This window comes from Oceaniglobus indicus, from assembly GCF_002751875.1.
Lineage (GTDB): Bacteria > Pseudomonadota > Alphaproteobacteria > Rhodobacterales > Rhodobacteraceae > Oceaniglobus > Oceaniglobus indicus.
The window spans coordinates 174682-194077 of sequence record NZ_NMZM01000003.1 but is presented as its reverse complement, the minus strand read 5'-3'; the positions used below and the strand labels follow the sequence as shown (position 1 = coordinate 194077).

Here is a 19396-nt window from a genome sequence, read left to right as displayed (position 1 = left end):
CAGACCTTGGGCGCCGGCCGCTTGCCGGTCAGCGGCCGCCCGACACGTCCAGAATCGCGCCCGTGGCATAGGACGCCCCGTCGCCCAGCAGCCAGACGATGGCTTCACCGACTTCGGCTGCTGTGCCGGGCCGTTGCATGGGGATCTGCGGCGCCAGGCGTTGCGCACGGTCCGGCGCGCCGCCGCTGGCGTGAATGTCGGTGTCGATCAGGCCGGGGCGGATGGCGTTGACGCGGATGTTTTTCGGCGCCAGTTCCCTGGACAACCCGAGGGTCAGCGTGTCGATGGCGCCTTTCGATGCGGCGTAATCGACGTATTCGCCCGGCGATCCCAGGCGCGCCGCGACCGACGAGATCAGAACCAGGGACGCCGACGCCTCATCGGTCGGGCGCGCCAGGCGGCGGGCCGATTCGCGCGCACAGATCAGCGCGCCCAGGACGTTGGTGTCGATCACCTGCCGCATCCGCGCCACGGTCATGTCGGCCAGCTCCAGACCCGGCGCCACGATCCCGGCGTTGACGACCACACCGTCGATCCGGCCGAAGGCGGCTTCGGTCGCGTCGAACAGCGCGATGGTCGCCGCTTCATCCGTTGCGTCGCCGCGATGGGTGATCGCCTGGCCGCCGGCCGCGCGCACATCGTCGGCGGTGCGGTTCGCCATCGCATCGTCGGAACGGTAATTGATCGCCACGTTCCACCCCTGCGCGCCGCACAGCAACGCCGCGGCGCGTCCGATCCCGCGCGAAGCGCCGGTGATGATGATCGTCTTGGCGTTGGCGGTCATGGCATGCCTTTCACGGTCGGGTCCGGGCGGTCAGGCTTTCTCAAGCTCGAAACAATCGTGCAGCGCCTGCACCGCCAGTTCCATGTATTTGCGTTCGATCAGGACCGAGATCTTGATTTCCGACGTGGTGATGACCTTGATGTTGATGTTCTCGTCCCGCAGGCTCTGGAACATCCTGGCGGCAACGCCGGCATGGCTGCGCATGCCGATGCCGACGACCGACACCTTCGCCACTTCCTTGTCGGCCAGCAGTTCGGTGTAATCGATCTTGCCCGCAGCCTTCGCGTCCGACATGGCGCGGTCGGCGCGCGACACCTGGTCGACGGGACACGAAAAGGTCATGTCGGTGCGACCCTCTTCCGAGATGTTCTGAACGATCATGTCGACGTTCACCCCCGCATCGGCCAGCGGGCCGAAGATGGCGGCAGCGATGCCCGGCTTGTCGGCCACCGAGATCAGGGTCACTTTCGCCTCGTCGCGGGAATAGGCGACGCCGGCCACGGCCTTGGATTCCATGATTTCCTCCTCGTCGCAGACCAGAGTGCCCGCGGTTTCATCATATTCGTCAAAGCTGCTCAGCACACGCAGTTTCACCTTGAACCGCATGGCCAGTTCGACCGACCGGGTCTGCAGCACCTTGGCCCCGAGCGACGCCAGCTCCAGCATTTCCTCGAACGCGATACGCTCGAGCTTGCGGGCCTTCGAACTGATCCGCGGGTCGGTGGTATAAACGCCATCGACGTCGGTATAGATGTCGCAGCGCACCGCCTTGTGGGCAGCGGCAAAGGCAACCGCCGTCGTGTCCGACCCGCCGCGTCCCAGCGTGGCGATGCGGCCTTCGGGGCTGATCCCCTGGAAGCCGGCGATCACCGCCACCTTCATCCCTTCGGCGAATTTCGCATCCAGGTTGGCGGTGGGAATGTCGAGAATCCGGGCGGCACCATGGGCGCCATCGGTCAGAACCGGCACCTGCCAGCCCTGCCAGCTTCGCGCCGGGATATCCATTTCCTGCAACGTCAGCGCCATCAGACCGGCGGTGACGTTTTCGCCCGACGATACGACCGCGTCGTATTCGCGCGCGTCATAGAAGGGCGAGGTTTCGTTGACCCAGCCGACCAGTTCGTTGGTCTTGCCCGACATGGCGGACACGATCACGATCACTTCGTGGCCGTTCGCCACCTCGCGTCCCACCCGTTTCGCCACCCGCTTGATCCGGTCCAGCGTCGCGACGGAGGTGCCGCCGAATTTCATCACAAGTCGGGTCATGGTCGGGCCTCTGGCTGTCGATGCGGCGGTGTTTAGGGCGTCGGTGTCAGGCTGGCAAGGGCATCAACGCAAAGGTGGCGTGCGATACAGCGTCACCTTCAGCCCGCCGTGGGGCACCGGCCCGTCCGGCTTGGCAAATGGCAGGCGCGTCGCCTTGGCCAGTTGCGGCTCGTTGGTGATCAGGCCGACGCGCCAACCCTTGAAACGGGACAACAGGCGGTCCCCCATCTGCCCGTGCAGCGCCAACAGCAGCTTGCGGTTGCCGATCCGTCCGCCATAGGGCGGATTGACGATCATCAGGCCGGGAGGGCCGTCGGGCGGTTCGACCCCGTCCACCGACAGATTGCTGAATTCGGTGATATGGGCCACGCCGGCGCGTTCGGCGTTGGCCCGGCTCATCCGCACGGCGCCCGCGTCGCGGTCGGATCCGTGAAATCGCAGATCGGTCGCGCGGGGTGTCACGCCCGATTTCAGCGCCGTCCAGGCATCGGCGTCGAAAGTCGCCAGATGCTCGAAGGCAAAGGCGCGGCTGCGTCCGGGGGCCAGGCCGCGTGCGATCTCGGCGGCCTCGATGACGAAGGTGCCCGACCCGCACATCGGATCGACCACGGGTTCGCTGCCGTCATAGCCGCACTGGCGCAGGAACATCGCGGCCAGCGTCTCGCGCATGGGGGCCTTGCCCACCGCTTCCTTGTGGCCGCGCTTGTGCAGCGATCCGCCCGACGTGTCGACGCTGATCAGCACGTTGTTGTCGTCGATCCGCACCTTCACGGTCACGGGCGCGTCGGCGGCTATGACGGCGCCGAACTCCTCGCGCAGGGCCGTCTCGATGCGCTGTTGCGCGGCCCCCGCATGATAGATCTTCGACTTCTGACAGGTCACCTCGACCCGCACCGGCACATCGGCACGCAGCACGTCGCCCCAGGCAAACCGGCGCGACCGCTTGTCCAGTTGCGCCAGGTGAAACGCCATGAACTGCCCGATCCGCGCCAGAACCCGGCCCGCGCCGCGCAATTCCAGGTTGGCGCGCCAGACATCGTGCCAGCCGCCGCTGATCGTCACCCCGCCGGCAACGGCGCGCGGCGCGGCAAAGCCCCGCTCGGCCACTTCGGCCAACAGAACGGGTTCCAGCCCGGGCGGTGCGGCAAGGAAAATCTCGAACGGTTCAGTCATTGCGCCGGGATAGCCGTGTTCGCCACCATGTGCGAGACGATTCGCGGCTTCCGATCGAAGCGCCCCGTCGTTCGCATGCCCGTCTCCCGCCGCCTGGACTGTCAGCAGGGTCTGTCGGAAACTCCTTGGGACGACGTGATCACGCGGCGTTTCAGTTCGTCTTGCGGCGCGGAATGAACGGCAGGGGCGCCACGCCGATGCCGTCGTCGATCAGCGCGCGCGCCTGTTCCGGCCGCGCCTCGCCATAGATGGCACGCTCGGGGCTTTTGCCGTCGTGAATGGCGCGCGCCTCGCGCACGAAGTCGGAGCCGACATAATGCGCCGAGCTTTCGATCTTGTCGCGCAGGGCGGCGATGGCCTTGCGCGCCTGTTCCGCGCTGGGGCCGGAAGGCGCCGTGCGCGCCGCACTGACACGGGGCGCCATCAGCGATTTCTCGATCTTCGTGTCCCCGCAATCGGGACAGCTCAGCTGTCGGGCGCGGTGCAGTTTTTCAAACGCCTCGCCCGAGGCGAACCAGCTTTCAAAGGCGTGGTCATGGGCGCAACGCAGTGTGAAACGGATCATTGTCGGTTCCCGGTTGTATTGAACCAACCTAAGCATCCGGCGGGCTTCGGGCAATATGCCCTGTCGTGTGGCGTTCGGGGGCACCGGTGCAGCGCCGGCGGCCCGATGCCCTTGCCACGCGCCTTCGGCCGGCCGCGGTCGTCGTGCTCCCTTGACCGGGGCCGGCATGCTTCTAGAACCATTCCCATGCAAGCCGATCCAAACGCCGGCGCAGATCTTCAGGCGCCACCGGTGCCGCGGTTCATCGGCTCGAACATTTACCGCAATTCCAGCTATGGCCGGATGCATCCGTTGCGGGTGCCTCGGGTGCCGACCGTCATGGACCTGACCCGCGCCATGGGGTGGGTCGCGCCCGGCCAATACCTCAGCAGTCCGCGCGCGCGTCCCGCCGCGCTGCACGCGTGGCACGATCCCGCCTATGTCGCGGCGTTGCAGCAGGCCGAAGCCGACGGCGCGGTCAGCGATGCGGTGCGGGCGCGCTTCCACCTCGGAACGGCGGCAAACCCGGTCTATCCCGAGGTGTTCCGCCGCCCGGCCACCGCTGCCGGCGCGTCGATCCTGGCCGGTCAGCTGCTGCGCGACGGTGGCGTGATCCACAGCCCCGGCGGCGGCACGCACCACGGTCTGCCCGACCGGGCCAACGGGTTCTGCTATCTCAACGACGCGGTTCTGGCCGTGTTGTCGCTGCGCCATGCCGGGGCGTCGCGCGTGGCCTATGTCGACATCGACGCGCATCATTGCGACGGGGTGGAACATGCGTTCGCCTGTGACCCCGACACACTCCTGGTGTCCGTGCATGAGGAACGCCGCTGGCCGTTCACGGGGGCACTGACCGATCGCGGCGCCGGTCAGGTCTGGAACCTGCCGGTGCCGCGCGGCTTCAACGATACCGAAATGCGCGCGGTGTTGGACCGGCTGATCCTGCCGCGCGTGGCCGGTTTCCGCCCCGATGCCATCGTTCTGCAATGCGGCTCCGACATGCTCGAGGAAGATCCCCTGTCGCGGCTCTCACTCTCCAACAATGCGCATTTCGACGTGGTGCGCGCGCTGCGGCCGCTGTCGGCGCGGTTTCTGGTGCTGGGGGGTGGTGGCTATAACCCGTGGTCGGTCGGGCGCTGCTGGTCGGGTGTCTGGGCCACGTTGAACGGTCACGAGATCCCCGACCGCCTGCCGCCCGACGCCGAAGCCGTCCTGCGCGGATTGCACTGGAGCGGACATCGCCATGGCAAGGCGCCGCCCGATCACTGGTTCACGACCCTGCGCGATGCGCCGCGCGAAGGGCCGGTGCGCCCCGCGATCACCGACCGCTTGCGCAGCCTCGACGCCCGCGCCGCTTCCTGGGTCTGAAACCCCGGCCTCCCGCACCGACCGCCCCGAATATCCAACGCCGGGCTTCTTACTGACCGAAATACTCCCGCCGGAGGCTCCGCCCGTCCGGCACGCACGAGGTTCGCAAGGGCGCGCCCCGATATCGAACGTGCGCCGACCCGGCGCTGGCCAGCGTGCGCAACAGCCCGCGATCAGGGCGCGGATGTCTGCCCCGCCAGAACCTGTGCGAAGCGGTCGGTGTCGATGTTGCCACCGCACAGGATCACGCCCACCTTGCGGCCCGCCATCCGGTCACGCTCCTGCATCAGCGCGGCCAGAGGCGCCGCGCCGGCCCCTTCGGCGGCGTTGTGGGTGTCGCTGAAATAGACGCGGATCGCCGCGGCCACCTCGGCGTCCGATACGGTGACGAAGCGTTCGGCGCCGGGTCCATAGATGTCCAGCGCCGCCTGAACCGGCACGCGCACGGCGATGCCGTCGGCGAAGGTGGCGGCGGTTTCGGTTTCGACCAATCGACCCGCGCGGGCCGACAGCATTGCCGTCGGTGCATTTTCCGACACCACCGCGACCACTTTCGCCTTCGACCCCAGCGCATCACGCGCGGCCAGCACGCCGCAGATGCCCGAGCCGCAGCCGATGGGCACATAGACGGTGTCAAGATCGGGGTGCGCCGTGAACAACTCAAACCCGTAGGTCGCGACACCCCGAACCAGTTCGCGGTGGAACGACGGCACCTGATACAGCCCCTCGGCCTGCGCGACGCGCGTCGCTTCCTCGCGGGCGGTGTCGAAGTCGTCGCCATGCTCCACCACCTCGGCGCCGAAGGCCCGCATCGCCGCATTCTTCTCCACCGAATTGCCGCGCGGCACATAGACCACGGCCCGCAGCCCGGCCCGCGTCGCGGCCAGCGCCTGACCCTGGCCATGGTTGCCGCGGGTGGCGGTGATGATGCCGGTCACATCGGGGTGTGTGCGGGTCAGCCAATCCATGAACGTCAGCGCGCCGCGAATCTTGAAGGCGCCGGTGGGAGTGTGATTTTCATGCTTGACCACCACGTCGCATCCGACCCGTTGCGACAGCAGGGGCCAGGTGTATTGCGGCGTCGGCGGCATGCTGCGGTGCACCAGCGTGCAGGCGGCGTCCAGTTCGGGGCGGGCGAACATGCGCGCTCTCCTCATTTTGCGTGGCATCCGGGGGCGAACGCCCGTATCTCTGGGCACGACAATCACGGAAGCAGGCGCAATGTTCAACGGCAAGACCATCCTCATCACCGGCGGCACCGGCAGCTTCGGCAAGAAGTATGTCGAACACATCCTGCGCGATCATGCGCCGAAGAAGGTCATCATCTTCTCGCGGGACGAGTTGAAGCAGTTCGAGATGCAGCAGACGTTCAACGCGCCCTGCATGCGGTATTTCATCGGCGACGTGCGCGACGGCGCGCGCCTGATGGAGGCGATGGAGGGCGTCGATTTCGTGATCCACGCCGCCGCGCTGAAACAGGTGCCGGCCTGCGAATACAACCCGTTCGAGGCGGTCAAGACCAACATCCACGGCGCGCAGAACGTCATTCAGGCCGCATTGGCGGCCGAGGTCGACCGCGTGATCGCGCTGTCCACCGACAAGGCCGCCAACCCGGTGAACCTCTATGGCGCGACGAAACTGGCGTCGGACAAGCTGTTCGTGGCCGCCAACAACATGGTCGGCGCGCGCCGCACCCGGTTCGCCGCCGTGCGCTATGGCAATGTCGTCGGCTCGCGCGGGTCCATCGTGCCGTTCTTCCAGAAGCTGATCGCCGATGGCGCAACCGAATTGCCGATCACCCATGCCGACATGACCCGCTTCATGATCACGCTGGACCAGGGGGTGCAGTTCGTGCTGACCAATTTCAGACGGATGCAGGGCGGAGAGATCTTCGTGCCCAAGATCCCGTCGATGAAGATGACCGATCTGGCCAGCGCCATGGCACCCGACCTGCCGCAGAAGATCGTCGGCATCCGTCCGGGCGAAAAGCTGCACGAGGTCATGTGTCCGGCCGATGACAGCCACCTGACCCTGGAATTCGACGATCACTTCGTCATCAAGCCGACGATTTCCTTTGCGTTCGATGCGGATTTCTCGACCAACCGCCTGGGCGAAAGCGGCCAGCCGGTGGCGCAGGGGTTCGAATACAACTCGGGCGGCAACACCGAATGGCTGAGCGCCGAGGACTTCCTGACCATGGCGAACGCGGCATGATCCCCTATGGGCGGCAAGAGATCACCGATGCGGACATCGCCGCCGTGGTGGATGTGCTGCGGTCCGATTTCCTGACCCAGGGGCCGCAGGTGCCGGCGTTCGAGGCGGCATTGTGCGCCGCCACCGGTGCGCGCCACGGCGTCGCCGTCAACTCTGCCACCTCGGCGCTGCACATCGCGTGCCTTGCGCTGGACCTCGGGCCGGGCGATCTGCTGTGGACGTCGCCCAATACCTTTGTCGCCTCGGCCAATGTCGGGCATCTGTGCGGCGCGGATGTCGATTTCGTCGATATCGACCCCGAGACCTTCAACATGTGCCCCAAGGCGCTGGCGGCGAAGCTGGACACAGCCAAGGCGGTCGGGCGGCTGCCCAAGATCGTGATGCCGGTGCACATGTGCGGGCAATCCTGCGACATGGCGGCGATCGGCGCGCTGGCACAGAAGTATGGGTTCCGTGTGATCGAGGACGCGAGCCATGCCATCGGTGGGCGGTTCGGCGCGCAACCGGTGGGCGCCTGCGCATATTCCGACATCTGCGTGTTCAGCTTTCATCCGGTCAAGATCGTGACGACGGCCGAAGGCGGTGCGGCGATGACGAACGATCCGCGACTGGCCGCGCGGATGGAACGCCTGCGCAGCCACGGCGTGACCCGCGATCCGGCCCTGATGCGCGGCGCGCCGGACGGCGCCTGGTACTACCAGCAGATCGAGCTGGGCCTGAATTATCGCATGACCGAGTTGCAGGCGGCGCTGGGCGTGGCGCAGATGACGCGGTTGACTGTTTTTTTGGCGCTGCGAAACCGTCTTGCAGCACGCTATGATGCGCTGCTTGCAGACCTGCCGGTCGTGCTCCCGCAGCGTGCCCGCAATGTCTATTCGTCGTTCCACCTCTATGTGATCCGCGTCGTGCCGGAACGTCGGCGCGCAGTGTTCGATCACATGCGCGCAGCGGGGATCGGCGTGAACGTGCATTACATTCCTGTCCATACCCAGCCCTATTGGCAAAGCCACGGCTTTGCGCCCGGCGATTTCCCGAACGCTGAAACCTATTACGCGGCGGCGATTTCGATCCCGCTCTATGCCGGGCTGAGCGATGCGGATCAGGACATTGTCGTGGCGGAGCTGACGAAGGCGCTGGCGTGAGTGTTTGCCTGATCCCCGCACGGGGCGGATCCAAACGGATCCCCGGCAAGAACATCCGCGATTTCGCCGGCCGCCCGATGATCGCCTGGTCCATCGCAGCGGCACGGGCGGCAGGGTGTTTCGAGCGGATCATCGTGTCGACCGACGACGACGCCATCGCCGACGTGGCACAGGCAGAAGGTGCCGAGGTGCCGTTTCGCCGGCCCGCGAAGCTGTCGGACGATCACGCCACAACGCTCGATGTCATCGTGCATGCCCTCGACTGGCTGGAGGGGCAGGGGGCGTTGCCCGATGCGCTGTGCTGTCTTTATGCCACCGCGCCCTTCGTGCGGGCCGACGACCTGTGCGCGGGTGCCGGATTGCTGGGCGATGCGCTTTTTGCCGTGCCGGTGACGGCGTTTTCCTTTCCGATTCAGCGGGCGGTGCGGATCGAGAATGGCCGGTTGGCGATGTTCGATCCGGCGCAATATGCCGTCCGCTCGCAGGATCTGGAACCGGCCTTTCACGACGCCGGCCAGTTCTATTGGGGGCGCAGCGACGCCTGGCGCGCGCGGGTGCCGCCGTTCGGGCCGGATACGGCACCGATCCACCTGCCCGCCTGGCGGGTGCAGGACATCGACACCGAAGACGACTGGCGCCATGCCGAGCTGATGTTCGCAGCGCTGACCGCCGCCGACTGAGCGTTTGCCGAACGGAGCGCCTGCGGCGCACGCGATTGTTTGCGCCGCCTTCGGCGTCGCGGTGCCTGCGGCGCGAGTATTTCCGGCAAGAAAAAGCGCGCGGCGTGTCAGGTTTTCCGGGGTTCGGTCAGTTGGCGCGCGAGGTCGCTGATCGCCTGGTCTTCCTTGTAGATCTCGGCCAGGATGCCGGCCGCTTCGTCCGGCGAATGGCGGAACGCGAGGCGCAGGATGTCCATCCAGTTCTTGTTGTTCTTGGTGCGCACGGCTTCGATCTGGTCGATGATGGCGTCATAGTCGGTCATGGTGCGGTGTCCTTCAGCAATGTGGGGCGGGTGGTGTGCCATTCCTCTGCGGTTATGCCCAGAAGGTGGACGTCGTGAAAGACCCCGTCGCGCAGGACATGGGCGCGGCGGATGCCTTCGGCGGCGAAACCGAAGGTGCGGTGCAGGGCGATGACCGGCGTGTTCCAGGCGATCACCTCGCAGTTCAGCTTGTTCAGGGCCAGCGGACCGAAGGCATGATCGAGCGCGCGCAATTCCAGGGCGCGGCCCAATCCCTGGCCGCGCACGGCCGCCGTCAGGTAGAACGCCCAGTCGGCGCGGCGATGGACGGGGTCGATGGCGCTATAGGCCAGCGCGCCGATCAGGGTGGTGTCGCGGCGCACCAGGAACAGGCGGCGGGAGGCGTCGCCGCGCACGCCGTCCAGCCAGCGCGCGTGTTCGTCGGCCCCGATCGGCGCATGGGAATACATGTTGGCGCGCACGCCGTCTTCGTTGCGGATGTCGCGCAGTGCGTGCGCCTGGTCTTCGGGCGCATCTGCGAGGGGGCACAGGTCGAGCTTGCCGGCGCGCGCGAGAAGGGATGTCATGGCGTTGGCTTTCGGACGGAGGCCCGCGGGGGCACGGTGCGTGTCATGGTGTTGGGCGCGGCAGATAGGGACGCAACGCGGCAACGGTCAGATCGGCCGCGCCGGTGTGGTGGGTGGTGAAGGCGCGGGCGGCGCTGGTCATGCGGGCCAGATCGGGATCGCCCGACAGCAGAGCCGCGGCGCGGTTGCGCAGGGCCGCGGCGTTGGCCAGGCTCTGGAATGCGCCCGCCCTTGTTGCGGCATCGGCGGCGAAGCGGATGCCGAAGATGCTGGGCCCCATGAGCACCGGTTTGCCCTGGGCCAGCGGCTCCATGATGTTGTGGCCGCCGTGATCGACCAGCGATCCGCCGACGATCACGAGGTCGGCCAGGGCGATATAGAAGTCCATCTCGCCAAGGGAGTCGCCGATCAGGATGTCGCAGTCGTGGGGCAGGGGGCCCGCAAGGTCGCGGTCGAGGGCGGCCGAGCGCCGGGCGCGGTTCCAGCCGGAGGTGCGGCAGATCTCTGCCACGGCATCGAAGCGGCCGGGACTGCGCGGCACCCAGACGATGCGCGGTGCGGGGGCGAGGCGATGCAGATCCGCGATCAGGGCGGCGAAGTCCGGCTCTTCCCCCTGGACCGAGCTGGTGATGGTCACGACTTGACGCCCCGCGCCCCATGTTTCGCGCAGACCGGTGGCGGCGCGGGTCTGCTCGGCGCTGACCGGTTGGTCGAACTTCAACTCGCCCACGACGCGAACGCGGTCGGGCGCCACGCCGATGTCGCGGAAGCGGGCGGCAAAATCGTCGGTCTTGGTGCAGATCACATCGAACAGGCGATAGAGTGCCAGCCGCGCGCCGCCGGTCCGCGCCCGGTCGCGCGCGATCGAGCGTGACACCAGGTTGCCGTTGATATGGGCGAGCGGCACCCCGGCCCGGGCGGTTTCGATCAGCATGGCGGGCCAAAGCTCGATCTCGACGACGATCAGCAGCGCGGGGCGCACGCGCGACAGGAACTGCCGCACGGCCCAGAACAGATCGAGCGGGGCGTAGTGTGACACGACACGCGGATCGTCGCCGAACATCCGGTGTGCCGTTTCCAGGCCCGCCGGGGTGGAATGGGCCAGCGCGATGTGATGGCCCATGTCCAGCAGGCGTTCGATCACCGGCCCGGCGGCACGGGTTTCACCGGCCGAGGCGGCGAAAACCCAGATCGAACCGGCCGGGATCCGTGGCCAGAGGCCGAGCCGGTGCGCGAACCCGCGGCGATAGGCCGGTTCGCGTCGGCTGCGCCAGAGCAGGTGCAGCACGGCGAGGGGCAGCAGAAGATGCACGGCGATCTGCCACAGCCCATAGACAGCGCGAAACCGCAGGCTGTGTCTAGCGCGGCTCAAGATCATCGCCGGTGATGGGGGTGCCCTGACGCACCGCACGCGACAGCCGTGCCTCGATCAGGCGTTCGGGGCGGTTCGCGGGCCAGCCTGCGCCGGGGCGCACGAAGCGGTAATCGCCCACAGTCAGGGTGTGGCCGGCCGGCAGGTCGCGCAGGGCGAAGGCCGAGCGGCGCCCCGAAGCCTTGGAGACCTGTTCGGCATCGGTCGTGCGTTTCAGGCCGCTGCCGCGCAGGGTGTGGATCTCGGACACGCCGGTGGCGATCTCGGCCATGATGGCGGGCGTGGCCGAGAACCGGTGGTCGGGGCCTTCGCGTGTGGGATCGTTGGTATAATGTTTTTCGATGGCGACCGCCCCCATGGCGGCGGCGGCCAGCGGCGCGCGGGACCCGATGGTGTGGTCGGAAAATCCGACCATGCGCCCGAAGGCATCGCCCATCGCCGTCATGGCACGCAGGTTGATCTGTTCGGGCGGCGCCGGATAGCTGGAACAGCAATGCAGCAGGACGACGGGGCCGGAACCGGCGGTGTCCAGCACGTCCAGCGCATGGGCGACCTCGTCCATCGTCGCCATGCCGGTGGACAGGATCACCGGCTTGCCGGTGCCGCCGACGGCGCGCAGCAGATCGTCGAAGGTCATCTCGAAGCTGGCGATCTTGTAGACGGCGCAGCCGAGACCTTCGATGAAGTCCAGATCCCGCGGATCATAGATCGAGGTGAACGGCAGCAGGCCGCGTTCGCGGGCGCGGGCGAACAGCGGCGCGTGAAACTCCATCGGCATCCCGGCGCTGGCGTAGAGGTCGTGCAATGTCGCACGGCCCCAGACCTTGTCGATCCGCATCGAGGGGTGATCCGAGGCCAGCGTCAGGCTGTCGGCGGTATAGGTCTGAAGCTTGAGACAATCCCAGCCCGCGTCGGCGGCGATGTCCACGAGCGAAAGCGCCTGGTCCAGATCGCGGTCGTGATTGGCGCTGACTTCGGCAATCAGAAGCGGTTTCGCCTCCGGGCCGATCCGTTTGCCTTCGAGTATCAGATCGTCCATCGCGCGGCCTTTTGATCATCGGGTCCGGTGCGCCTCTCTCACTGTGGGTGGTTGCACCTGTCCCCCGACATGGCCATTTTTCGCCGGATCGGCAAGGGCGGGGATGGCGCCACACTGCCCCACTGTGGCGATTGACACGGTTGCCCAGTCTGACGCTTTATGTCAAAGCAGATGGAACGCCAATGAACCGAAGAGTTTAGTCCATGACCGACTTCGCCGCGCGCCGCACGATGATGGTGGACACCCAGATCCGCCCGGCCGATGTGACCAAATTTCCGATCATCGAAGCGATGCTGACGGTCCCCCGCGAGAATTTCGTTCCCTCTGCCCGCCGCGAGGCGGCCTATGTCGGCGAGAACATCGATCTGGGCGACAACCGCGTGATCCTGGACCCGCGCACCCTGGCCAAGATGCTGGATGCGTTGAACGTGCAGCCCGATGAACTGGTGCTGGATGTGGGATGTGCGCACGGCTATTCCGCGGCGATCCTGGCGCGGTTGGCCGAAGCCGTCGTCGCCGTCGAGGAAGACGACGCCCTGGTGGCCGAGGCGATCGCTAACCTCAGCCAGCAGAACGCCGATAACGTCGCCGTGGTGGAAGGGGCCCTTGTCGGGGGCGCGCCCCAGCATGGCCCCTACGACGTCATCATCGTTCAGGGCGGCGTGCACGAGGTGCCCGATGCCCTGCTGGACCAGTTGAACATCGGCGGTCGAATCGCGTGCCTGTTCATGGACGGTGCGCTGGGCGTGGCGCGGGTCGGGTATCGCTATGACACCGGGCTGAACTGGCGCGATGCCTTCAACGCAAGCGCGCCTGTGCTGCCGGGATTCCGGCGCCAGCCCGCATTCGTATTTTGAACGTCCGATCACGTCAGTCGTCGGCAGGGAGACCGCTATGAAATCGTTTACCGTGGCAAAAACCCTGGGGCGCGTGGCATTGATGGCGACGCTTGTTGTCGGTGCGGCACAGCTTCGTGCCGAAAGCCTGACCGATGCCTTCATCGCGGCCTACAAGCACAACGGCCTGCTGGAACAGAACCGCGCCACGTTGCGTGCGGCCGACGAAGACGTGGCCCAGGCCGTGGCGCTTTTGCGGCCGGTGATCAACTACGCGGCGGGAATCTCGTCGCGCTATCCGCAGCAATCCGTCGATGAACTGACCGCGTCACTGGAATTGTCGGCCGAATTGCTGCTGTTCGATTTCGGCGCGACCCGGCTTGGGATCGATGCCGCCAAGGAAACCGTGCTTGCCACCCGCGAGGCCCTGATCGCCGCCGAACAGACGGTGTTGCTGAACACGGTCCAGGCCTATATGGCCGTGCGCCGCGACGCGGCATTCGTGAACCTGCGCCAAAGCAACAACCGCCTGATCGACCGCGAGCTCAAGGCCGCCCGGGACCGTTTCGAAGTGGGCGAGGTCACACGCACCGATGTCGCCATCGCCGAATCGCGCCTGGCTGGCGCGCAATCGGGCCTTGCGGCGGCGCGGGGCAACCTGGCGCAGTCGCGTGAATTCTATCGCCGCGTCGTCGGCTCGTACCCCGAGAACCTGGCACCGCCGCCAACCCCGCCGCAAACCGCGAAATCGCTTGAGGCGGCGATCGCCGTGGCGCGGCGCACCCACCCCGACATCCGACAGGCCATGCGCCTGGTCACCGTGGCGGATATCGGCATCGCCCGCGCCGAGGCAGCGATGCGCCCCACCGTGCGGGCCCGCGCCAGCATCGGCCTTGACCAGGGGCTGAACGACTCGCGCTCGCTGGGGGTGACGCTCAGCGGTCCGATCTATCAGGGTGGCGCGCTCAGCTCGGCCTATCGTCAGGCCCAGGCCCGGCGCGACCGCAGCCGCGCGACACTGCACCTGACCCAACACCAGGTCGAAGAGGCGGTGGGGAATGCATGGGCGCTGATCGCCGTTTCACGCGCCAGCCTGTCGGCCAGCGACGAACAGGTCCGTGCCGCAACCGTGGCCTTCCGCGGCGTGCAGGAGGAAGCGACACTGGGCGCGCGCACCACGCTTGACGTGCTGGACGCCGAACAGGAGCTGCTGGATGCGCGCACTACGCGGATTTCCGCCGATACCGACCGGTATACCGCGATCTACAGCCTGCTGGCCACGATGGGTCTGCTGACGGTCGAACATCTGGGGCTGGGCATCGTGACTTATGATCCTGCGGCCTATTACAATGCCGTCCGCACGGCGCCGACCCACAAGGTCAGCCCGCAAGGCAAGAAGCTGGACCGGATCTTGCGCGGCCTCGGCAAGCAGTAAGGCAAGGCCAACCATATACCGTTCCTAAACCTCTTATGTGCTCTAACAGTTGTGTGCGTGGCAACGAGGGCGTAGGTTGTGATCGAGCAGCGAGAGGCAGATCGATGTCCGATTCAGTGACGAATGTCGAAATCGAGGACGTGCTGTCCTCCATCCGGCGTCTTGTTTCCGTCGACGCCAGCCGTACGCCCCCAAGAAACGATGCGAAATCCGCCCAGACCTTCAGCGCGCCGGACCGGGCGACGCCCCAAGCCCCGCGACCGCCCCGTGGCGAAAAGCTGGTGCTGACGTCGGATCTGCGCGTGAAACCGGGCGATCCGAGGCGGATGCCACCGCGCACGGATACCGACACCCTCAAGCAGCGCATTGCCGAGCTTGAGGCGGCGGTGAATGCCCAATCGACCGAGTTCGAACCCGACGGCAGCGAGGACACGTCGCAACACCGGCCGTCGTCGATCCCACACAGGACCGCGCGGCCGTCCGAAACGGCGGTTCTTCCCCTGTCGAGTGACGGTATCGTCGATGTCGGTGCATTCGTGTTGCAGGATGATATGCGCACGGCCGAGGCGCCAAACCTGTCTGGCGAACGGGCCGACGAGACGGACGAGCCTGAAGGCGCGGCCGAGGATGCGCCCACCTGGTCCGAGATTTCAGCATCGCTGAGCGATGAGACATTGATGGCCCACCTAGAGGCCGCACAGGGCGCGGATGCGTTTGCCGCGGATCGTGCCGCCGATGCGAACGAAGCCGCGCAGGCCAGCGATGACGATGCCGGGGTTTCGCACCCCGAAAGCGGCCATGATGCCGGTCAACCGCAGGATGACAGCGCCGAACGGACGTTTGCCGAGGTGCTGGACGCGGAACATCACCGCGCGCATCCGTTCAATGCGTCGGGCATGGCCGACGATCTGGCGCACGCAGGCGGGAACGACCTGTCGCTGGACGATGAAGATACGCTGATCGACGAAGAAGCGCTGCGCGAGATGGTATCCGAGATCGTGCGTCAGGAACTTCAGGGTGCTCTGGGCGAACGCATCACCCGAAACGTGCGAAAACTGGTCCGCCGCGAGATCATGCGCGCCATCTCGATTCGCGATTTCGAATAGGCCGTCAGGTTCGGGACTGAATGCGCTGTGCCAGGGTCAACAGGCGGTCGATATCCATGTGACGTTCCAGATGATCCGCAAGGTTGTCCAACGTCTCGTCCACCAGACCGTCGTAGGAAACGCCGCTTGCCGGCGCACCCAGATCGGCCAGAAACGCGTTGCGAAAGCCATCGGCCGCGAAAAGTCCGTGCAGATAGCAGCCCATGATGCGTCCGTCGGCGGATTGCGCCCCCTCTGGACGACCGTCCAGGTCCAGCCATGGGCGCGCGCAATCCGGGCCCTCGGTGGTGCCGAGGTGAATCTCGTAACCGGTCACGGCCGTGCCGCTGGCGCGATGATGCGCGGTGCCCAGGGCCAGCCGCTTGGCGGGTTCCATATGGGTGGTGACGTCCAGAAAGCCCAGGCCGGCAACGCTGCCCGGCGGTCCTTCGAGCCCGATGTCGTCGATGATCCGGCGTCCCAGCATCTGGTACCCGCCACATATGCCGAGAACCCGACCACCGCGCCGCACATGGGCGTGCAGATCCACGTCCCATCCCTGTCGCCGGAAATGTGCCAGATCCGCGATTGTCGATTTTGAACCCGGTATCAGGATCAGATCGGCATTGCCCGGCAGGGGGTGGCCCGGCATCACGATTTCGACCGAAACAGAAGGATGCGCCGACAGCGGATCCAGATCATCGAAATTCGCGATGCGACTCAGGCGGGGCACGGCGACCCGGATGCCGCCGCCGGGACGCGACGCGATGTCCAGGATATCTTCGGCAGGCAGGCGCCAGGCCTCGGCAAACCACGGCAACACCCCGAGGGACGCCCAGCCGGTGCGCCCGACGATCTCGCGCAACCCGTCGTCGAACAGGCTGATATCCCCACGAAACTTGTTGATCAGGAACGCCTTGATGCGGTCGCGGTCGCCATCGGAAAGAACGGCATGGGTGCCGACGCATTGCGCGATGACGCCACCACGATCGATGTCGCCCACCAGCACGACGGGAACATCGGCCGCCTCGGCGAACCCCATGTTGGCGATGTCGCCCGCCCGCAGGTTTATCTCCGCCGGGCTGCCGGCGCCCTCGATCAGGATGAGGTCAGCGGATCGGGCCAGGCCATGAAAACTGTCCAGCACGGCGGGCATCAGCTCGTGCTTGCGCTTGCCGTAATCGCGTGCGCGCAGGGTGGCAAAGCGCTGGCCGCGCAGGATGACCTGCGCGCCGGTGTCCGTTTCGGGCTTCAGCAGGACGGGGTTCATGTCGATGACCGGATCGCGGCCCGCTGCGCGCGCCTGCAACGCCTGTGCGCGGCCGATTTCGCCGCCATCGACCGTGACGGCAGCGTTGTTGGACATGTTCTGCGGCTTGAACGGCGCAACCGACAGACCGCGGCGCAGGCAGGCGCGGGCGAGCCCGGCGACGATCATGGATTTGCCGACGTTCGATCCGGCCCCCTGGATCATGATCGCCTTCGTCATTCCACCATCCCGTTGTGCGCCTTGGCAGGCATGGTCGGCATGTCAGGCCGGTGAAAGGACACCGGTTGTCGCAAAAGAAAACACGCCGCCTTGACGGGCGGCGCGTTTTTCAATCGGTCGACAGTCGTTCAGGCGGCTTCGGCCTGGGCGGCGTTGCGGCGTTCGCTTTCTTCACGCGACAGTGCAACCGAGGTGCGGATGCCCTTGCCGACAAATTCCATCAGACCATTCACGACACGTTCGTTCGGATCGATTCCAGCGCACGACAAGACCTCGCGGCCGTCGCGCGACCGCGCCCAGCGGGCGATCTGCTCGGGGCCGTTGCCGTATTTCTTGTCATCGGCAATGGCGTCATCAAGCGCAGCCAAAACCACGGCAGCGAACAGTTTACGTGCCCGGTTGCCTTGCTCATGGTTGAAAGCTGTGCCATCAACGAAATCTGACATCTCGTCGTCCCCTTGTATCTAGCGCTTGCGTTTTCGATGTTGGAGCCCTTATGGACGCCATGGCGTTGATTCTGGTTCCCTGATTTGGCATAGCCCCTATGCGTTCGGTGCATGCCTGACGTCGTGTCGCCGCTGGATGCGGCGTCTTGCCACGCGGATCCCGACAAGATATAGGCGTCAACGCACCGCTATCAACCTTTCGCCATGGTTTCGACATATGCCCAAAATCAACGGTAACGAAATTCGCCCCGGAAACGTCCTTGAACACAACGGCGGTTTGTGGGCGGCCGTGAAGGTCGATCATGTCAAGCCGGGCAAGGGCGGTGCCTTCGCGCAGGTCGAGATGAAGAACCTGCGCAACGGTTCCAAGCTGAACGAACGGTTCCGCTCGGCCGACAAGGTCGAACGTGTCCGGCTGGAGCAGCGCGATCAACAGTTTCTTTACGAAACCGATGGTATGCTGGTCTTCATGGACAGCGAAACCTTTGAACAGATCGAACTTCCCGCCGAATTGCTGGGCGAACGCCGTCCGTTCCTTCAGGATGGCATGACGATCCACATCGAATATCATGAATCCGAGGCGCTGAACGCGACGTTGCCCCAGAAGGTCACTTGCAAGGTCGTCGAGACCGAGCCTGTAGTGAAAGGCCAGACCGCCGCCAACAGCTTCAAGCCCGCGATCCTCGACAACGGAGTCAAGGTGATGGTGCCGCCCTTTGTCGGACCGGACGAGGATATCGTCGTCAACACCGATACCATGGAATACGCCGAGCGCGCCTGACACGGGCCTGCCGGCGGCTTTTTCCACCTGCTCCTGCGCTGCAACCTTTGCAGGTTGCGGAACCCGTTAGTCGGGCAGGGTGAGGGTGGCCTGATCCGCCTGCATCACCCCCCGGGCGCGATCAAACCTGAGGTATGCGATGCCGAGGCCGCCGGCCTGGCTGAACAGCGTGCCCGCCGGTTTGCCGTCCGCCGTGATCGCCGTGCCGACCGGTGCTTCGCCCGTGACTTCGACCGTCGCCAATCCCTTCTTCAGTTCGGTCTTGTGTTTCATGCGGGCGGTCACCTCCTGCCCGACGTAACATCCCTTGCGGAAATCGACGCCGTTCAGACGCTCGAACCCGGATTCGAGAATATAGCTGTCGTTGGGGACCAGTTCGATATCCGATTCCGGTATGCAATGGGTACAGCGCAAGGCGGTCCAATCCGTGTCGTCCGAGGTGAAGCCGTCGCCATAACCACGCCATCCCATTGCCGTGTGCCGCGGGTCGGCCATGGCGCCGTCGGGGGCCGGCCCGGTGCCGCGATGCACGGGCAGGTCGATCCCGTCGATGGTGATCTTGCGACGCAAACGATACATCGTCAGGCGCTGCGCCAGTCCCTGGGCCAGCGGTTCGGCCACGTCCAGCATCAAGGCGCCGTCGCGTTCGAACATGAAGAAATCCGCCAGGTATTTGCCTTGCGGCGTCAGTATGGCGGAATAGACAAGGGTGCCCGGGGTGGTCGGCACCTCGTTCGTCACCAGGCCCTGCAGGAAATCGTGACGTTCCTCGCCGCCGATGGCGATGATCTGTCTGGCATGTTCGGTCATGGTGGCTTTCTCCGGTTGTCTTGCGGGGTATATAGGCGGCGAACGCTGCCTTGCCCATGGTCCC

At 66.0% G+C, this 19396-nt stretch carries 20 protein-coding genes; 8 read left to right on the top strand and 12 right to left on the bottom strand.

What is annotated here, in order from left to right:
* Positions 1 to 28: 28 nt before the first annotated feature.
* From CFP68_RS05985 to CFP68_RS05970, 4 genes are all read right to left on the bottom strand, one after another.
* Positions 29 to 784: an SDR family oxidoreductase gene (locus CFP68_RS05985; RefSeq protein ID WP_099825745.1), complete on the bottom strand. Its 756-nt coding sequence runs from the start codon at positions 782 to 784 to the stop codon at positions 29 to 31.
* Between the two features lie 30 nt (positions 785 to 814).
* Complete coding sequence (locus CFP68_RS05980; RefSeq protein WP_099825742.1) at positions 815 to 2050, bottom strand: aspartate kinase; 1236 nt, start codon at positions 2048 to 2050, stop codon at positions 815 to 817.
* Positions 2051 to 2113: 63 nt separating this feature from the next.
* Positions 2114 to 3223 carry a THUMP domain-containing class I SAM-dependent RNA methyltransferase gene (locus CFP68_RS05975; RefSeq protein WP_099825738.1) on the bottom strand — a complete coding sequence of 370 codons (1110 nt, stop codon included), beginning with the start codon at positions 3221 to 3223 and terminating at the stop codon, positions 2114 to 2116.
* A gap of 151 nt (positions 3224 to 3374) precedes the next feature.
* Positions 3375 to 3788 (bottom strand): DUF1178 family protein, encoded by a 414-nt coding sequence (locus CFP68_RS05970; RefSeq protein ID WP_099825735.1) that lies wholly within the window; start codon positions 3786 to 3788, stop codon positions 3375 to 3377.
* Between the two features lie 186 nt (positions 3789 to 3974).
* Here CFP68_RS05970 and CFP68_RS05965 point away from each other — a divergent pair, with 186 nt between their 5' ends.
* Positions 3975 to 5135 carry an arginase family protein gene (locus CFP68_RS05965; protein ID WP_099825733.1) on the top strand — a complete coding sequence of 387 codons (1161 nt, stop codon included), beginning with the start codon at positions 3975 to 3977 and terminating at the stop codon, positions 5133 to 5135.
* 173 nt (positions 5136 to 5308) lie between these two features.
* Here CFP68_RS05965 and CFP68_RS05960 read toward each other — a convergent pair whose 3' ends face one another.
* Entirely contained in the window at positions 5309 to 6277 is a 969-nt protein-coding gene (locus CFP68_RS05960) for a threonine dehydratase (protein ID WP_099825730.1), read from the bottom strand.
* A gap of 79 nt (positions 6278 to 6356) precedes the next feature.
* Here CFP68_RS05960 and pseB point away from each other — a divergent pair, with 79 nt between their 5' ends.
* From pseB to pseF, 3 genes are read left to right on the top strand one after another with little or no spacing between them, the layout of a single operon-like run.
* Positions 6357 to 7349 (top strand): UDP-N-acetylglucosamine 4,6-dehydratase (inverting), encoded by a 993-nt coding sequence (gene pseB, locus CFP68_RS05955; RefSeq protein WP_099825728.1) that lies wholly within the window; start codon positions 6357 to 6359, stop codon positions 7347 to 7349.
* Positions 7346 to 8491: a UDP-4-amino-4,6-dideoxy-N-acetyl-beta-L-altrosamine transaminase gene (gene pseC, locus CFP68_RS05950; RefSeq protein WP_099825725.1), complete on the top strand. Its 1146-nt coding sequence runs from the start codon at positions 7346 to 7348 to the stop codon at positions 8489 to 8491. Before pseB ends, pseC begins: the two co-directional genes overlap by 4 nt.
* Positions 8488 to 9171 carry a pseudaminic acid cytidylyltransferase gene (pseF, locus tag CFP68_RS05945; protein ID WP_099825722.1) on the top strand — a complete coding sequence of 228 codons (684 nt, stop codon included), beginning with the start codon at positions 8488 to 8490 and terminating at the stop codon, positions 9169 to 9171. The genes pseC and pseF overlap by 4 nt, the downstream gene beginning before the upstream one ends.
* Before the next feature lie 107 nt (positions 9172 to 9278).
* On the opposite strand, the gene CFP68_RS05940 is transcribed toward pseF, so the two are convergent.
* The 4 genes from CFP68_RS05940 to CFP68_RS05925 are packed head-to-tail and all read right to left on the bottom strand — an operon-like array spanning position 9279 to position 12450.
* Positions 9279 to 9473 (bottom strand): hypothetical protein, encoded by a 195-nt coding sequence (locus CFP68_RS05940; protein ID WP_099825719.1) that lies wholly within the window; start codon positions 9471 to 9473, stop codon positions 9279 to 9281.
* A complete protein-coding gene (pseH, locus tag CFP68_RS05935) occupies positions 9470 to 10039 on the bottom strand; it encodes a UDP-4-amino-4,6-dideoxy-N-acetyl-beta-L-altrosamine N-acetyltransferase (RefSeq protein ID WP_099825716.1) in 570 nt (189 codons plus the stop codon). The genes CFP68_RS05940 and pseH overlap by 4 nt, the downstream gene beginning before the upstream one ends.
* A 43-nt stretch (positions 10040 to 10082) precedes the next feature.
* Complete coding sequence (locus CFP68_RS05930; RefSeq protein ID WP_158234134.1) at positions 10083 to 11411, bottom strand: 3-deoxy-D-manno-octulosonic acid transferase; 1329 nt, start codon at positions 11409 to 11411, stop codon at positions 10083 to 10085.
* Positions 11398 to 12450 (bottom strand): N-acetylneuraminate synthase family protein, encoded by a 1053-nt coding sequence (locus tag CFP68_RS05925; RefSeq protein WP_099825711.1) that lies wholly within the window; start codon positions 12448 to 12450, stop codon positions 11398 to 11400. Before CFP68_RS05925 ends, CFP68_RS05930 begins: the two co-directional genes overlap by 14 nt.
* Positions 12451 to 12653: 203 nt before the next feature.
* Between CFP68_RS05925 and CFP68_RS05920 the strand changes: the two genes are divergently transcribed.
* From CFP68_RS05920 to CFP68_RS05910, 3 genes are all read left to right on the top strand, one after another.
* A complete protein-coding gene (locus CFP68_RS05920; RefSeq protein ID WP_099825708.1) occupies positions 12654 to 13307 on the top strand; it encodes a protein-L-isoaspartate O-methyltransferase family protein in 654 nt (217 codons plus the stop codon).
* 37 nt (positions 13308 to 13344) lie between these two features.
* On the top strand, positions 13345 to 14721 hold the full coding sequence (locus tag CFP68_RS05915; protein WP_241523975.1) for a TolC family outer membrane protein: 1377 nt from the start codon (positions 13345 to 13347) through the stop codon (positions 14719 to 14721).
* Between the two features lie 104 nt (positions 14722 to 14825).
* The gene (locus CFP68_RS05910) at positions 14826 to 15827 is read left to right on the top strand and encodes a hypothetical protein (protein ID WP_099825705.1); all 1002 of its coding nucleotides are present in this window, start codon (positions 14826 to 14828) and stop codon (positions 15825 to 15827) included.
* A gap of 4 nt (positions 15828 to 15831) precedes the next feature.
* Here CFP68_RS05910 and CFP68_RS05905 read toward each other — a convergent pair whose 3' ends face one another.
* Both CFP68_RS05905 and CFP68_RS05900 read right to left on the bottom strand, forming a co-directional pair.
* Complete coding sequence (locus CFP68_RS05905; protein ID WP_099825702.1) at positions 15832 to 17295, bottom strand: cobyric acid synthase; 1464 nt, start codon at positions 17293 to 17295, stop codon at positions 15832 to 15834.
* A gap of 128 nt (positions 17296 to 17423) precedes the next feature.
* Positions 17424 to 17741, bottom strand: a complete 318-nt coding sequence (locus tag CFP68_RS05900; RefSeq protein ID WP_099825699.1) for a DUF6280 family protein — start codon at positions 17739 to 17741, stop codon at positions 17424 to 17426.
* A 217-nt stretch (positions 17742 to 17958) separates the two neighbouring features.
* Between CFP68_RS05900 and efp the strand changes: the two genes are divergently transcribed.
* Positions 17959 to 18522, top strand: a complete 564-nt coding sequence (gene efp / locus CFP68_RS05895; protein WP_099825696.1) for an elongation factor P — start codon at positions 17959 to 17961, stop codon at positions 18520 to 18522.
* A gap of 66 nt (positions 18523 to 18588) precedes the next feature.
* On the opposite strand, the gene ygfZ is transcribed toward efp, so the two are convergent.
* Positions 18589 to 19332, bottom strand: a complete 744-nt coding sequence (gene ygfZ, locus CFP68_RS05890; RefSeq protein WP_099825694.1) for a CAF17-like 4Fe-4S cluster assembly/insertion protein YgfZ — start codon at positions 19330 to 19332, stop codon at positions 18589 to 18591.
* Positions 19333 to 19396 lie beyond the last annotated feature (64 nt).

Excerpts from the sequence above, each read along its gene's own strand:
- CFP68_RS05985 (WP_099825745.1), bottom strand. The coding sequence starts at position 784 with ATGACCGCCAACGCCAAGACGATCATCATCACCGGCGCTTCGCGCGGG.
- CFP68_RS05980 (WP_099825742.1), bottom strand. The coding sequence starts at position 2,050 with ATGACCCGACTTGTGATGAAATTCGGCGGCACCTCCGTCGCGACGCTG.
- CFP68_RS05975 (WP_099825738.1), bottom strand. The coding sequence starts at position 3,223 with ATGACTGAACCGTTCGAGATTTTCCTTGCCGCACCGCCCGGGCTGGAA.
- CFP68_RS05970 (WP_099825735.1), bottom strand. The coding sequence starts at position 3,788 with ATGATCCGTTTCACACTGCGTTGCGCCCATGACCACGCCTTTGAAAGC.
- CFP68_RS05965 (WP_099825733.1), top strand. The coding sequence starts at position 3,975 with ATGCAAGCCGATCCAAACGCCGGCGCAGATCTTCAGGCGCCACCGGTG.
- CFP68_RS05960 (WP_099825730.1), bottom strand. The coding sequence starts at position 6,277 with ATGTTCGCCCGCCCCGAACTGGACGCCGCCTGCACGCTGGTGCACCGC.
- pseB (WP_099825728.1), top strand. The coding sequence starts at position 6,357 with ATGTTCAACGGCAAGACCATCCTCATCACCGGCGGCACCGGCAGCTTC.
- pseC (WP_099825725.1), top strand. The coding sequence starts at position 7,346 with ATGATCCCCTATGGGCGGCAAGAGATCACCGATGCGGACATCGCCGCC.
- CFP68_RS05940 (WP_099825719.1), bottom strand. The coding sequence starts at position 9,473 with ATGACCGACTATGACGCCATCATCGACCAGATCGAAGCCGTGCGCACC.
- pseH (WP_099825716.1), bottom strand. The coding sequence starts at position 10,039 with ATGACATCCCTTCTCGCGCGCGCCGGCAAGCTCGACCTGTGCCCCCTC.
- CFP68_RS05925 (WP_099825711.1), bottom strand. The coding sequence starts at position 12,450 with ATGGACGATCTGATACTCGAAGGCAAACGGATCGGCCCGGAGGCGAAA.
- CFP68_RS05920 (WP_099825708.1), top strand. The coding sequence starts at position 12,654 with ATGACCGACTTCGCCGCGCGCCGCACGATGATGGTGGACACCCAGATC.
- CFP68_RS05915 (WP_241523975.1), top strand. The coding sequence starts at position 13,345 with ATGAAATCGTTTACCGTGGCAAAAACCCTGGGGCGCGTGGCATTGATG.
- CFP68_RS05910 (WP_099825705.1), top strand. The coding sequence starts at position 14,826 with ATGTCCGATTCAGTGACGAATGTCGAAATCGAGGACGTGCTGTCCTCC.
- CFP68_RS05905 (WP_099825702.1), bottom strand. The coding sequence starts at position 17,295 with ATGACGAAGGCGATCATGATCCAGGGGGCCGGATCGAACGTCGGCAAA.
- CFP68_RS05900 (WP_099825699.1), bottom strand. The coding sequence starts at position 17,741 with ATGTCAGATTTCGTTGATGGCACAGCTTTCAACCATGAGCAAGGCAAC.
- efp (WP_099825696.1), top strand. The coding sequence starts at position 17,959 with ATGCCCAAAATCAACGGTAACGAAATTCGCCCCGGAAACGTCCTTGAA.
- ygfZ (WP_099825694.1), bottom strand. The coding sequence starts at position 19,332 with ATGACCGAACATGCCAGACAGATCATCGCCATCGGCGGCGAGGAACGT.